13 protein-coding genes are annotated in these 12,747 nt (G+C 68.4%); 7 read left to right on the top strand and 6 right to left on the bottom strand.

Translation table 11 applies throughout. The annotated features are described in order from the left end of the window. The first annotated feature begins 76 nt into the window (after positions 1 to 76). Both EL337_RS01345 and EL337_RS01340 read left to right on the top strand, forming a co-directional pair. Entirely contained in the window at positions 77 to 568 is a 492-nt protein-coding gene (locus EL337_RS01345) for a TspO/MBR family protein (RefSeq protein WP_048632561.1), read from the top strand. Between the two features lie 10 nt (positions 569 to 578). Further along, the gene (locus EL337_RS01340) at positions 579 to 1,370 is read left to right on the top strand and encodes an SDR family oxidoreductase (protein WP_048632562.1); all 792 of its coding nucleotides are present in this window, start codon (positions 579 to 581) and stop codon (positions 1,368 to 1,370) included. On the opposite strand, the gene EL337_RS01335 is transcribed toward EL337_RS01340, so the two are convergent. Then, positions 1,367 to 2,416, bottom strand: a complete 1,050-nt coding sequence (locus EL337_RS01335; protein WP_232786803.1) for an NAD(P)H-dependent amine dehydrogenase family protein — start codon at positions 2,414 to 2,416, stop codon at positions 1,367 to 1,369. The genes EL337_RS01340 and EL337_RS01335 overlap by 4 nt on opposite strands. Before the next feature lie 280 nt (positions 2,417 to 2,696). On the opposite strand from EL337_RS01335, the gene EL337_RS01330 reads away from it, so the two are divergent. Next, on the top strand, positions 2,697 to 4,544 hold the full coding sequence (locus tag EL337_RS01330; RefSeq protein WP_048632564.1) for an acyl-CoA dehydrogenase: 1,848 nt from the start codon (positions 2,697 to 2,699) through the stop codon (positions 4,542 to 4,544). Between the two features lie 74 nt (positions 4,545 to 4,618). Here EL337_RS01330 and EL337_RS01325 read toward each other — a convergent pair whose 3' ends face one another. From EL337_RS01325 to EL337_RS01315, 3 genes are all read right to left on the bottom strand, one after another. Continuing rightward, positions 4,619 to 4,888, bottom strand: a complete 270-nt coding sequence (locus EL337_RS01325; protein ID WP_048632565.1) for a hypothetical protein — start codon at positions 4,886 to 4,888, stop codon at positions 4,619 to 4,621. Between the two features lie 286 nt (positions 4,889 to 5,174). Next, on the bottom strand, positions 5,175 to 6,098 hold the full coding sequence (locus EL337_RS01320; protein ID WP_048632566.1) for a TIGR03564 family F420-dependent LLM class oxidoreductase: 924 nt from the start codon (positions 6,096 to 6,098) through the stop codon (positions 5,175 to 5,177). Between the two features lie 262 nt (positions 6,099 to 6,360). Continuing rightward, positions 6,361 to 7,662, bottom strand: coding sequence for an acetyl-CoA C-acetyltransferase (locus tag EL337_RS01315; RefSeq protein WP_048632567.1), 1,302 nt, complete (start codon positions 7,660 to 7,662; stop codon positions 6,361 to 6,363). Positions 7,663 to 7,827: 165 nt separating this feature from the next. Between EL337_RS01315 and EL337_RS01310 the strand changes: the two genes are divergently transcribed. Next, a complete protein-coding gene (locus EL337_RS01310) occupies positions 7,828 to 9,180 on the top strand; it encodes a 3-oxoacyl-ACP reductase (protein ID WP_048632568.1) in 1,353 nt (450 codons plus the stop codon). Positions 9,181 to 9,182: 2 nt separating this feature from the next. Then, a complete protein-coding gene (locus EL337_RS01305; protein ID WP_048632569.1) occupies positions 9,183 to 10,028 on the top strand; it encodes a MaoC/PaaZ C-terminal domain-containing protein in 846 nt (281 codons plus the stop codon). Position 10,029: 1 nt separating this feature from the next. On the opposite strand, the gene EL337_RS01300 is transcribed toward EL337_RS01305, so the two are convergent. Together EL337_RS01300 and EL337_RS01295 are read right to left on the bottom strand one after the other, a co-directional pair. Further along, the gene (locus EL337_RS01300) at positions 10,030 to 10,659 is read right to left on the bottom strand and encodes a TetR/AcrR family transcriptional regulator (protein ID WP_048632641.1); all 630 of its coding nucleotides are present in this window, start codon (positions 10,657 to 10,659) and stop codon (positions 10,030 to 10,032) included. A 64-nt stretch (positions 10,660 to 10,723) separates the two neighbouring features. Beyond that, positions 10,724 to 11,926: a glycoside hydrolase family 3 N-terminal domain-containing protein gene (locus EL337_RS01295; RefSeq protein WP_048632570.1), complete on the bottom strand. Its 1,203-nt coding sequence runs from the start codon at positions 11,924 to 11,926 to the stop codon at positions 10,724 to 10,726. A gap of 130 nt (positions 11,927 to 12,056) precedes the next feature. Between EL337_RS01295 and EL337_RS01290 the strand changes: the two genes are divergently transcribed. Together EL337_RS01290 and EL337_RS01285 are read left to right on the top strand one after the other, a co-directional pair. Next, positions 12,057 to 12,545 (top strand): universal stress protein, encoded by a 489-nt coding sequence (locus EL337_RS01290; protein ID WP_048632571.1) that lies wholly within the window; start codon positions 12,057 to 12,059, stop codon positions 12,543 to 12,545. Between the two features lie 24 nt (positions 12,546 to 12,569). Beyond that, positions 12,570 to 12,743 (top strand): DUF2613 domain-containing protein, encoded by a 174-nt coding sequence (locus EL337_RS01285; protein WP_003933939.1) that lies wholly within the window; start codon positions 12,570 to 12,572, stop codon positions 12,741 to 12,743. The last annotated feature ends 4 nt before the right edge of the window (positions 12,744 to 12,747 follow it).

Raw genomic sequence — 12,747 nt, 5'->3', positions numbered from 1 at the left:
GGGGTGCCGTGGTCGTCACCGAATGACCACAATCGCCCTGCCGGGTAGGCCGATTCGCTCCGGTACCCTCCCGACCATGGTGACCCAATCGAGCGCGCGCCCTCGATCGTTGACGGCGCTGGCCGTCTCTGTCGCCGCGGTCGTCGTCGCCGCGGCCCTGGGCGGACTGGCGAGCGGCAGTGCCGCCGATGACTACGCGCGCCTCGAGCAACCCGGATTCGCGCCCCCGTCGTGGGTCTTCGGGCCGGCCTGGACTGCGCTGTACACGATGATGGCGATCGCCGCCTGGCTGGTGTGGCGCAGCGGAGCCTGGTCGCAGACCCGTCCCGCGTTGACGCTGTACGCGATTCAGTTGGTGCTCAACGCCGCGTGGACCCCGCTGTTCTTCGGGCTGGGCTGGCGGGGCATCGCGCTCGCCGAGCTCAGCGTGCTGCTGGTCGTCCTCGTGGCAACGGTGGTCATGTTCTGGCGCCGCAGCCGGGTCGCAGGCGCGCTGCTGGTGCCCTACCTGGCGTGGTCGGTGTTCGCATGGTGCCTGAACCTTGCGGTCTGGCAGCTCAACTCATAGGGAGAGACAGATGACGAAATCGGTGTTCATCACCGGCGCCGCGACGGGCATCGGCCGGGCCACCGCGCTGCTGTTCGCCCAACGGGGCTACCTCGTGGGTGCCTACGACATCGACGAGGCCGGGCTGCAGGTGCTGCGCAGTGACATCGCCGCCGTCGGCGGCCGCAGCGTCGTCGGGCACCTCGACGTCACCGACGCCGATGAGGTGGCGCAACGGCTCGGCGAGTTCCACGAGGCCGCGGGCGGCAGGCTGGACGTGCTCGTCAACAACGCCGGGCTGCTGAACGCCGGGCGCTTCGAGGACATCCCGCTCACCGTGCACCACCGCGAGATCGAGGTGAACGTCAAGGGCGTCGTCAACGGACTGCATGCCGCGTTCCCGTTCCTGAAGTCGACACCGGGCGCCGTCGTCGTCAACCTCGCCTCGGCGTCGGCGATCTACGGCCAGGCCGAGCTCGCGAACTACAGCGCCACCAAGTTCTTCGTCCGTGCCATCACCGAGGCGCTCAACCTGGAGTGGGGCCGGTACGGCATCCGCGTCATCGACATGTGGCCGCTGTATGTGAACACCGCGATGACCCGCGACGTCAAGACCGGCACCACCGACTCCCTGGGCATTCGCCTGACGGCTCAGGACATCGCCGAGAACATCGTCGCCGCTGTCGACCCTGCCCTGCCCCGCAAGGTGCTGCAGCAGGTGCACTTCCCGGTGGGGGTGCAGGCCAAGGCGCTCGCGGCAGGCGCCCGGTTCTCGCCGGCGTGGCTCACCCGGCTGGTCAACAAGCGCCTCGCCGGGCACTAGTCAGCCCAGCGGCCGGCTTCCACCTCAGGCGGCAGCATCGAGCGCAACGGCACCTGCAGTCCGTCGTAGATGCCCGGCTTCTGCTCGGCGAGCCAGGTGAGAGCCCCGAGCAGCCGGTTGGCGGCGGTGGTGTTGCCGCCGTCGGCGCGGGTTCCGCCGGGCAGGTCGGCTCGGGTCGTGATGGTGAGTTGCGGGTCGCCGTCAACAATCACGCGGTGGTCGCCGACGCCCTGGTCGGGCTGCGGCCAATGCGGCGCGCAGGTCGGATGAATCCGGGTGATGTGCTCGATGACGACGCGGCGCTTGCCGCCGGACCACCCGATCACCTTGAGGAAGAAGGCGCCCTGGGTGCCCTTCTCGAACGGCCCCATCACGGTGTCGACGGTCTCCTCGAGGGGGAGCCGCTCGACCTCCTCGGTGATCTCGTCGATCTCGATGCCCAGGCCGCGCCCGATGAGCCGGATGTTGCCGCCCCACACCATCGTGGGGATGGAGGGCAGCAGCATCATCGGCGTCTCCGACATCGCACCGCCGAAGCCACAGGACACCTTGACCGCGAACGGTTGGTTGTACGTGGAGTAGTCGAAGATCTCCTGGCAGGTGATGGTGTTGATGCGGGTGCACAGGCTCGCGGCCGTCACGGCGAGCGCGTCGTTGCCCCAGCCCGGGTCGACGCCGCTGACCAGCAACGTGGCGTTGCCCTCCTCGGCGGCGGCGGTGAGCCGGTCGACCCACTCCGGCGGCGCGGACGCGGGGTCGTACAGCGAGTACAGCGACGGGGTCACCACGTGCTTGCCCGCGCGCAGGCACCGCTCGATGTCCGCGATCGCCTCCTCGGGCCGGATGTCACCGGACGCCATGTAGGCGACGGCGTCGCAGTCCTGCAGTGCCGCGTCGACGTCGGTGGTTGCGGTGACACCGGTGTCGGAGTCAAGCCCGGCGAACGCCGCGGCGTCCCGACCGGCTTTGTCCTCGGAGGAGGTGATGACACCCGCCAGACGCAGGCCCGGAAACGCCGTCACCGACCGGATCGCGGTGGACCCCATATTGCCTGTTCCCCACACTGCAACCCCGATTGCCGTCTGCATGACAGCCACCCTAACGGTCCAAAAGTGACCATCATCACAGGGTCGGAAAATCCCAGCTCAGAGCCTATTTATCGCCGCAAAAAAGGCCCCACCCAACCACCCGGTTGGCCATTGCGCCGGAATTGCCCACACTGACCTTGCGTTGAAGTTACCGGGCGGTATAGTAACTCGCAGTTACTGGTGGGTAACTTAGCCAAAAGTACCCAACCGCATGTGGCGTTCTCATCGAGGAGGAATTGTGGGCCACTACAAGAGCAATGTTCGCGACCAGGTATTCAACCTGTTCGAGGTTCTCGGATTGGACAAGGCACTCGGCCAGGGTTCGTTCGCGGACATCGATGCCGACACCGCCGTCGAGATGTTGGGCGAGATCGCCCGGCTGGCCGAAGGTCCGATCGCGGAGTCGTTCGCCGAAGGCGACCGCAACCCGCCCGTCTTCGACCCCGCGACGCACAGCGTGAAGCTGCCCGAGGCCTTCAAGAAGTCGGTCCGCGCCGTCATCGACGGCGGCTGGGACAAGCTGACCATCAGCGAGGAGCTCGGCGGCACCCCGATGCCCAGCGCCCTCTCCTGGGCGCTGCAGGAGCACATCCTGGGCGCCAACCCGGCGGTCTACATGTACGCGATGGGTGCCGGATTCGCCGGCATCTTCCACAACCTCGGCACCGAGGAACAGAAGAAGTGGGCCGTACTGGCCGCCGAACGCGGCTGGGGCTCCACCATGGTGCTCACCGAACCGGACGCCGGTTCCGACGTGGGCGCCGGCCGCACCAAGGCCGTCCAGCAGGCCGACGGAACCTGGCACATCGACGGCGTGAAGCGCTTCATCACCTCGGCCGACTCCGATGACCTGTTCGAGAACATCATGCATCTCGTCCTGGCCCGCCCCGAGGGCGCCGGACCGGGAACCAAGGGACTGTCGCTGTTCTTCGTGCCGAAGTTCCTCTTCGATCCCGAGACCGGCGAGCCCGGCGAGCGTAACGGTGTGTTCGTCACCAACGTCGAGCACAAGATGGGCCTCAAGATCTCCACCACGTGTGAGCTCTCGCTGGGCCAGCACGGCGTCCCGGCCAAGGGCTGGCTCGTCGGCGAGGTCCACGACGGCATCGCCCAGATGTTCGACGTCATCGAGCAGGCGCGAATGATGGTGGGCACCAAGGCGATCGCCACGTTGTCCACCGGTTACCTGAACGCACTGGCCTACGCCAAGGACCGCATCCAGGGCGCCGACCTGACCCAGATGACGGACAAGACCGCGCCGCGCGTGAGCATCACGCATCACCCCGACGTGCGCCGCTCGCTGATGACCCAGAAGGCCTACGCCGAGGGACTGCGCGCGCTGTACCTGTACACCGCGACGCATCAGAACGCCGAGGTGGCCCAGGCGCTGCACGGCATCGACGCCGACCTGGCAGTGCGGGTCAACGACCTGCTGCTGCCGATCGTCAAGGGCGTCGGCTCCGAGCAGGCCTACGCCAAGCTGACCGAGAGCCTGCAGACCTTCGGTGGCTCCGGCTTCCTGCAGGACTACCCGATCGAGCAGTACATCCGGGACGCCAAGATCGACAGCCTCTACGAGGGCACCACGGCCATCCAGGCGCAGGACTTCTTCTTCCGCAAGATCGTCCGCGACAAGGGTGTGGCGCTGGCCCACGTGGCCGGCCAGATCGAGCAGTTCGTCAAGAGCGAGACCGGCAACGGCCGCCTGAAGACCGAGCGTGCTCTGCTGGCCACCGCGCTGGAGGACGTCCAGGGCATGGCGGCCAGCCTGACCGGTTATCTGATGGCGTCGCAGGAGGATCCGAGCAGCATCTACAAGGTGGGCCTCGGTTCCGTGCGCTTCCTGATGAGCGTCGGCGACCTGGTGCTGGGCTGGCTGCTGCAGCAGCAGGCCGCGGTGGCGATCGAGAAGCTCGACGCCGGCGTCAGTGCCGGTATGTCAGCCGACGACCGGGCCTTCTACGAGGGCAAGATCGCGGTGGCCTCGTTCTTCGCGAAGAACTTCCTGCCGCTGCTCACCAGCACCCGCACCATCGTGGAGAACCTCGACAACGAGGTCATGGAACTGGACGAAGCAGCCTTCTAGACTGCTTCACCCGCGAGACGCCCCCGGACTCTTCCCGGGGGCGTCTTGCGTTGCAGCACTCAATATTCGGCTCGTCATTGCTCCCGGTTCTTCGCGATGACGACCGCGCCGCACGCAAGGAAAGCCAGCGCGGCCGCCCCCAGCAGGTAGCGGGGCCAACCCAACGTGTCTGCGGCGTAGGACCCGAAGAAGGCGGCTCCGGCCGCCAGCGCCATCGCCGAGTGCAGCCGCGTCCTGCGTCGCCGCGTCGCGAGGTTGGCATCGCGGGGAGCGAACACCGCGTAGGCGGCCAGACCCACGAATGCCACGAAGGTCAGCAGCTGGACGACATTCAGGACTGTCATGAGCACATGTCTATCAGGATGTCGAGCCGTGGCTGCACGCTGCGCAACGGCAGCCACCCCGAAACATGTTGACTACCAAGGCAGCCGAGCGCGTTGGCGGCCCTGCGGCCGGCGGTGGATGTAGCCACACCCAGACATAAGGGCGGGTTCGGGAGGACATTGGGCGCGTCGCATTAGTCTCGCGCGGCCGACTTTCATCCCTCGTCGACTCTTTGGATCTGTCACTCCCGAACCCGTCGTGTGACCGATATTACGCCCGGCCGGATGCCGAATCCAGAGGCAATTTCTAGCTTTCTGACGCCCGCAGGAGCGCTCTGGTGCGGGCACGTCCCTCGGCAGAGGTGTCGAACGCGGCGCCCACGAATTCGTCGACACCGGCGGCTCGAAGTTCGGCCAGGCGATCGCGCACCGTCGCTTCGTCACCGATGATCGCCGCGTCCTCAGGGCCGGCGTACCCCTCGCGGTCCAGCATCGCGCGGTACGACGGCAGGGTGCCGTACATCGCGAACTGCTCGGCGGCCTGCCTGCGTGCGGCGTCGACGTCGTCGGTCACCGCCACCGGCAGTGACGCGACCACCCGCACCGCATCTTCCGGGCGGCCGGCGTCGGCCGCCGCCTGCCGCAGTGTCGGGCCGACGTGGTCGTGCAGTGTTGTGGGTCCGGTCATCCAGGTGCAGGTGCCCGACGTGCGCCGGCCCGCCAGCCGCAGCATCTGCGGGCCCAGGGCCGCGATGTACACGTCGGGACGCGGCGCACCCTGGATCATCAGCGCGCCTCTGGTGGTCACTGTCTCCCCGGAGGCGTCGGCGGGCTCCCCGGCCAGCAGCGGCAGCAGCCCGTCGAGGAACTCGTTGAGGCGCCGCACCGGCTTGTCCCACGGGATGCCCCACATGCCTTCGGTCACGGCGGCGTGCGTCATGCCGAGGCCCAGGATGAACCGGCCCCCCGAGGCGAGGCTGACGGTCAGCGCGCGCTGCGCCATCTGCATCGGGTGCTGATTCTGGATCGGGACGACGGCGCTGGCCACCTCGATGGTGTCCACCTCGCGCAGCGCGACCGCGAGGACGGTGAGTAGGTCCGGCTCGTACGGAAGCTGGCTCATCCACACCCTGGCGAAGCCCTCGTCGCGCAACTCGGCGAGGTAGGCGATGGTGCTGTCGATGGGGGAACCGCCAAGGGCGTTGATCTGTCCGAACATGCTGATCTGCATGCGGAGAATGTATCGCTGAAACCAAAGAGCCCCGTGTTGCCGTCGGGTCGGGGGGTCAGACGGCAACACGGAGCTATCAGGTCTATCGACGTCCTACCGGCGGGCGTTACAGCGATCCGGAAGTTTCTCGCCGACAATTTCCGTGGCGGACATTACGGCGATGGGGACGGATCGCAGACACGACGAAATCCACCTTGTGCAGCGGTCTTCTCGCACTGTGCCTGCACAAGGTGGATTTCGCCCGTGATCGGTCGCGGTGGGATCAGGCTTCGAGGATGGCCGTCACGCCCTGCCCGCCCGCGGCGCAGACCGAGATCAGTCCGCGGACCGGCTGGCCCGTCTCGGCTTTCTTCGCGGCGAGCTGCTTGGCCAGTTGGGCGACGATGCGCCCGCCGGTGGCCGCGAACGGGTGCCCTGCCGCCAGCGACGAGCCGTTGACGTTGAGCTTCGACCGATCGATGCTGCCCAGGGCTGCGTCGAGCCCGAGGCGCTCCTTGCAGTACTCGTCGGACTCCCACGCCGCGAGCGTGGCAAGCACCACCGAGGCGAAGGCCTCGTGGATCTCGTAGTAGTCGAAGTCCTGCAGCGTCAGGCCGTTACGGGCCAGCAGCCGCGGCACGGCGTACGTGGGCGCCATCAGCAGGCCATCGCGGCCATTGACGTAGTCCACCGCCGCGGTCTCCCCGTCGACGAAGTAGGCCAGCACTGGGATCGAGTGCTCGGCGGCCCACTCCTCCGACGACAGCAGCGCCACCGACGCGCCGTCGGTGAGCGGGGTGGAGTTACCCGCCGTCATGGTCGCGTCGCCGTTGCGCACGCCGAACACCGGCTTGAGCTTGGCCAGCTTCTCCGGCGACGAATCGGGGCGCAGATTGTTGTCACGGTAGAGACCCAGGAAGGGGCTCACCAGGTCGTCGAAGAACCCGCGGTCGTAGGCGGCCGCCATGTTCCGGTGGCTGGCCGCGGCCAACTCGTCCTGGTCGGTGCGCTTGACGCCCATCTCCTTGGCCGTGATCGCGGCGTGCTCACCCATCGACATGCCGGTGCGGGGCTCGCTGTTGACCGGGATCTCGACGCCCAGCGAGGCGGGCAGCTTGCCGACGAGCTTCAGCCGGTCGACGTTCGACTTCGCGCGCCGCAGCCCGAGCAGTACCTTCCGGAAATCGTCGCCGAACGCGATGGGGGCATCCGAGGCGGTGTCCACGCCGCCGGCGGCGGCGACCTCGTAGCGGCCCAGCGCGATGCCGTCCGCCGCGGCGATCGCCGACTGGAGCCCGGTGCCGCACGCCTGCTGTAGATCGAAGGCGGGGGTGTACGACGACAGCGAACTGCCCAGCACACACTCCCGCATCAGGTTGAAGTCGCGGCTGTGCTTGAGCACCGCACCGCCGATCACCGCGTCGAGCTTCTCGCCCGCCAGGTTGAAGCGGTCGGCCAGTCCGTCGAGCACCGCGGTGAACATGTCCTGGTTCGAGGCCTGCGCGTAGGCGCCGTCGGAGCGCGCGAACGGGATCCGGTTGCCGCCGAGGATCGCTACCCGTCGGGTTGTCGTGGTGTCAGCCATGTGTGCCTCCCGGCGTCGCGAGGTTCGTTGAGGTGGTGGGGGTCATACTACCCACGGTTCTTACTCTGGAGTAAGTTCGGTGATGGACGCGACAGTTCGGGTACCCCCGTGCGGTCGATGTAGAACTTTCCCGATCATCAGCAGCACTTTCGAAAGGGCAGCGCCGTGGCTTCCGACCTTCTCTCCCAAGTCGTCAACTCCGGGCCGGGGTCGTTCCTGGCCAAGCAACTCGGCGTACCGCAGCCTGAACCGCTGCGCCGGTACAAGCAGGGGGAGCCGCCGCTGGCCGGATCCCTGCTGATCGGCGGCGAGGGCCGCGTGGTGGAACCGCTGCGCGCCGCATTGGCCGACGACTACGACGTCGTCGCCAACAACCTCGGCGGCCGCTGGGCCGACTCGTTCGGTGGACTGGTGTACGACGCGACCGGCATCACCGAGCCCGAGGGGCTCAAGGGGCTCTACGAGTTCTTCACCCCGCTGCTGCGCAACCTGGGGCACTCCGGGCGCGTCGTCGTCATCGGCACGACGCCCGAGGAGACCGGCAGCGTTCACGAGCGGACGGTGCAACGCGCCCTCGAGGGCTTCACCCGGTCGCTGGGCAAGGAGCTGCGCAACGGCGCGACGGCGGCGCTGGTGTACCTGTCGGCCGACGCCAAGCCGGCGGCCACCGGGCTGGAGTCGACACTGCGGTTCCTGCTGTCGGGTAAATCTGCCTACGTCGACGGCCAGGTGTTCCATGTCGGCGCCGCGGACGCCACCCCGCCCGCCGATTGGGACGAGCCGCTCGCAGGCAAGGTCGCGGTCGTGACAGGTGCGGCGCGCGGCATCGGTGCGACGATCGCCGAGGTGTTCGCCCGCGACGGCGCGAAGGTCATCGCCGTCGACGTCGAGGGTGCCGCCGAGGCTTTGGCCGACACCGCGACGAGGGTCGGCGGCACCGCGCTGACGCTGGACGTGACCGCCGCGGACGCCGTTGACCGGATCTCCGAGCACGTCCGCGAGCATTACGAGGGCACGCTCGACATCCTGGTCAACAACGCGGGCATCACCCGCGACAAGCTGCTGGCCAACATGGACGAGTCCCGCTGGGACTCCGTCATCGCCGTGAATCTGCTTGCGCCGCTTCGCCTCGCCGAGGGCCTGGTGGGCAACGGCCTCATCGGCGACGGCGGACGGATCATCGGGCTGTCGTCGATGGCGGGCATCGCGGGCAACCGCGGGCAGACCAACTACGCCGCCACCAAGGCCGGCATGATCGGGCTCACCGACGCGTTGGCGCCGGAGTTCGGCGAGAAGAACATCACCATCAACGCGGTCGCGCCGGGCTTCATCGAGACCAAGATGACCGACGCGATCCCGCTGGCCACCCGCGAGGTCGGCAGGCGGCTGAACTCCCTGTTCCAGGGCGGCCAGCCCGTCGATGTCGCCGAGGCCATCGCCTACTTCGCCAGCCCGGGCTCGAATGCCGTCACCGGCAACACCATTCGGGTGTGCGGCCAAGCCATGCTGGGGGCCTAGACATGGCCGAGCAGCCTTCTGGCCTCAAGAACCTGGCGCTCGCCGCCGTCGGCGCACTGCTGTTCGTGCCGCGCAGCGAGACTCTGCCCACCCGGACCTTGACCGTCGAGGACCTGCGCATCGACCCGGTCAACGTCGCCGAGTACGCAAACGTCACCGGCCTGCGCTTCGACAACACGGTGCCGCTGACCTACCCCTTCGCGCTCACGTTCCCGACGGTGATGTCGCTGATCACCGGGTTCGACTTCCCCTTCGCCGCACTGGGTTCGGTCCACCTGGAGAACCACATCACCCAGTACCGGCCGATTTCCGCCACCGACACCGTGTCGGCGTCCGTGCGTGCCGAGAACATGCGGGAGCACCGCCGGGGACTGCTCGTCGACATCCTCACCGACGTCAGGGTGGGTAACGAGCTGGCGTGGCAGCAGGTGACGACGTTCCTGCACCAGCAGCGGACCAGCCTGTCCGGCGAACCCAAGGCACCGCCGCAGAAGCAGCCCAAACTGCCGCCGCCCAACGCAATCCTGCGGATCACGCCCAGTCAGATCAAGCACTATGCGTCGGTCGGCGGAGACCACAACCCGATCCACACCAACTCGATCGCCGCCAGGCTGTTCGGCTTCCCCACCGTCATCGCGCACGGAATGTTCAGCGCTGCAGCGGTATTGGCCAACGTCGAGGGTCAGCTGCCGGACGCGGTGAAGTACTCGGTGCGGTTCGCCAAACCGGTGGTGCTGCCCGCGCGCGCCGGCCTGTACGTGGACCGCACCGCCGACGGCTGGGACCTGACGCTGCGGCATCTGACGAAGGGCTATCCACACCTCACGGGCACTGTGCGGCCCGTGTGAGCTAGCTCGAGATGGCCGCGGTGGCGTCGACGTCCACCGTCGACGGCGCGCCTTTGAGGCCGAGCCAGAACAGGTTGATCATCAGCTCCGACGCCTCGTCGACGTCGGCGTCGCCCGTGCTCACCCGCGACGCGATCGCCTCGCCGGCGCCCACCAGCGCGACCGCCATCATGTCGAAATCGGTGTCGGGCTCCGGGAAACGGGTGCCCGACCGCAACAGGCGCCCGACGAGCTCGATGATCCGTTCCCGGCCCTCCCGGACCGTGTGGGCGAAGGCCTGTGAGCTGGTGGCCTGCGTATAGAGCACCATCCACGATGCCCGGTGGGCGTCGATGTACTTCAGGAACGCCAGCACCGCGGTCCGCAGCAGTTCCTTCGGCGGCGCATCGAAGTCGATGTTGCTGTTCACCTCGTCGACGAACCGGGTCAGTTCCCGGTTGAGGCAGGCGCCGAAGAGCTCTTCCTTCGAGCCGTAGTACAGGTAGAGCATCGGCTTGCTGATCTGCGCCTCGGCGGCGATCGCATCCATCGACGTCTCGTGGTAGCCGTTGACCGAGAAGATCTCGACGGCCGCATCGAGCATCTGTTGCTCACGGACAGCACGCGGCAACCGTTTGGTTCCACCTGCCATCGTGCGCCTCTCCTGACCGATATCCGACACGTTCCCCACCACAGGGTAAGCAACTGTCGGCAGATCAGCCCCCGCAGCGCGGTGACGGGCCCTTGGTCGCGACGATTCGCATCACCGAGGCGTCCACCCCGGACATCGTCAACTCGCCGGCGGCGACGGCGCTCTCGAGCCCGTCGAGCACCGCGGGAACCTCTGCCGTGGTCAGCCACAACGCCACGTCGGCGCCGGCCTGCAATGCGCGCAGCACCGCGTCGGCGGGCCCGAACCGGTCCGAGATCGCCTGCATGCCCGACAGGTCGTCGGTGTACACCGGCCCTCCGAAGGGGGGGCCGCCGTAGTCGCCGGAGCGCAGCAGCGCGTACGCGGCCGGGCTGAGGCTGGCAGGTTCACTGCCGGTCAGGCCGGGCACCTGCATGTGGCCCACCATGACACCGACGGGTCCCTGCGTGGTCAGCGTCCGGTACGGGACCAGATCGCCGCCCTGCAGCGCCTCGAGCGGCGGGGTGGTGACGGCACCGGCGTGCGAGTCGCCCGAGGCGTTGCCGTGCCCCGGGAAATGCTTGAGGACCGGCAGCAGGCCGGCGTCGCGCAGCCCGCGGGCGTACGCGCCGGCGTAGTCGGTGACCGTGGCCGGGTCGGCGCCGAACGAGCGGTCGCCGATGACGGAGTCATCGGGGGCATCGGTCACGTCGACGACGGGGGCGAAGTCGACGGTGATGCCACGGGCCCGCATCTTCTGGCCGCGGTCGAGGGCGATCGCGTAGACCTGCTCGGGAGTGTTGGTCTCGGCGAGGACGCGCGGCGACGGCTGCGAGCCGATCACGCCGGACAGTCGGGAGACCCGGCCGCCCTCCTCGTCCACGCTCACCGCGAGGGGCAGCGGGCCGGCGTTGGCCGCGATGTCGGGCAGGGACCCGTCGGACAGCATCGACAGGTCGGTCCAGCTGCCGATCATGATGCCGCCGACGTGATGGTTCTCGGCCACGGCGCGGGCGTCCGCCGCGCCGGTGACGCCGACCATGAGCAGCTGGGCGAGTTTGTCGCGGGTGGACATGGCCGCGACCACCGCGGCGGGGTCACCGCAGACCGGAGCGGCCGGCGGGGGTGCGGCGGGCGCACCCGGCATCGGTCCGGCCGCCATCGGACGGATCGCGTCGGTCGGTGCGGGCGGCTCGGGCGCGGCGGTCGCGGTACAGCCCACCACCAGAAGCGCCGACGCCGCCAGCACCCCGATCAGGGCACTGGGGAACATCCGTGGCTCGGCCATGCGTCCCGACCCTAACGGCAATAGCAGGCTCGATCTATGTCGCCATCGTCATCCCAGCTGAGCCGGGGTGGCTGAGCGCGTGCCGCGACCAAATATTCTTACCGGCGACACACGACGAACAGGAGCGGCGATGACCAGCCCCGAGCATCGGGACAAGAAGACCGTGATGGTCATCGCCTTCGACGGGTCGCCGACCGCGCGCCGCGCCGTGACCTACGCCGGCCGGTTCCTGACCGCCGATCGCGCTGTGGTGCTGACGGTGTGGTCGCCGATGGATCGGGGTCCCGAGCCGGGCTCCTACGACTTCGACCTCGACGGGCCGCCCGACCCGACCCCCGACGACGAGGTCGACATCGCGCTGGCAGAGGCGCAGCGCATCAACGACGAGGGCCTGGAACTGGCGCTGACCGCGGGTCTGCGTGCCGAGCCGATGCGCCGGGCCGCGACGTACACGGTGTGGCAGACCATCATCGATGCCGCCGACGAACTGGATGCCGATCTGATCGTCACCGGCACCCGCGCCACCACCGGTTTCCGGTCGTTACTGCAGTCCAGCGTCGCCGACCACGTGCTGCGCCGGGGTCACCGCCCAGTGCTGATCGTGCCGCCAGGGCCCTGACCGGCCCCGTGCTAGGTTGGCCGCATGGATCGGTTTCTCGTGCCCGCAGCCGCCAGTATCGTCGTCGGCCTGCTGCTCGGCGCGGCTGCCGTGTTCGGTGTGACGCTGATGGTGCAGCAGGACACGAAGCCTCCGCTGCAAGCGGGCGATCCGGCGTCGTCGGTGCTCAACAGGGTCGAGTACGGCGACCGGACGTAGTTCG

The organism is Mycolicibacterium aurum (assembly GCF_900637195.1).
Taxonomy (GTDB): domain Bacteria; phylum Actinomycetota; class Actinomycetes; order Mycobacteriales; family Mycobacteriaceae; genus Mycobacterium; species Mycobacterium aurum.
This window is presented reverse-complemented; position numbering and strand designations above follow the sequence as displayed.

Coding starts and splice junctions, on each gene's coding strand:
- EL337_RS01320 (WP_048632566.1), bottom strand. CDS start 6,098: ATGCAGATCAGCATGTTCGGACAGATCAACGCCCTTGGCGGTTCCCCC.
- EL337_RS01285 (WP_003933939.1), top strand. CDS start 12,570: ATGGATCGGTTTCTCGTGCCCGCAGCCGCCAGTATCGTCGTCGGCCTG.
- EL337_RS01335 (WP_232786803.1), bottom strand. CDS start 2,416: ATGGGGTCCACCGCGATCCGGTCGGTGACGGCGTTTCCGGGCCTGCGT.
- EL337_RS01340 (WP_048632562.1), top strand. CDS start 579: ATGACGAAATCGGTGTTCATCACCGGCGCCGCGACGGGCATCGGCCGG.
- EL337_RS01315 (WP_048632567.1), bottom strand. CDS start 7,662: ATGGCTGACACCACGACAACCCGACGGGTAGCGATCCTCGGCGGCAAC.
- EL337_RS01300 (WP_048632641.1), bottom strand. CDS start 10,659: ATGGCAGGTGGAACCAAACGGTTGCCGCGTGCTGTCCGTGAGCAACAG.
- EL337_RS01345 (WP_048632561.1), top strand. CDS start 77: ATGGTGACCCAATCGAGCGCGCGCCCTCGATCGTTGACGGCGCTGGCC.
- EL337_RS01305 (WP_048632569.1), top strand. CDS start 9,183: ATGGCCGAGCAGCCTTCTGGCCTCAAGAACCTGGCGCTCGCCGCCGTC.
- EL337_RS01325 (WP_048632565.1), bottom strand. CDS start 4,888: ATGACAGTCCTGAATGTCGTCCAGCTGCTGACCTTCGTGGCATTCGTG.
- EL337_RS01290 (WP_048632571.1), top strand. CDS start 12,057: ATGACCAGCCCCGAGCATCGGGACAAGAAGACCGTGATGGTCATCGCC.
- EL337_RS01295 (WP_048632570.1), bottom strand. CDS start 11,926: ATGGCCGAGCCACGGATGTTCCCCAGTGCCCTGATCGGGGTGCTGGCG.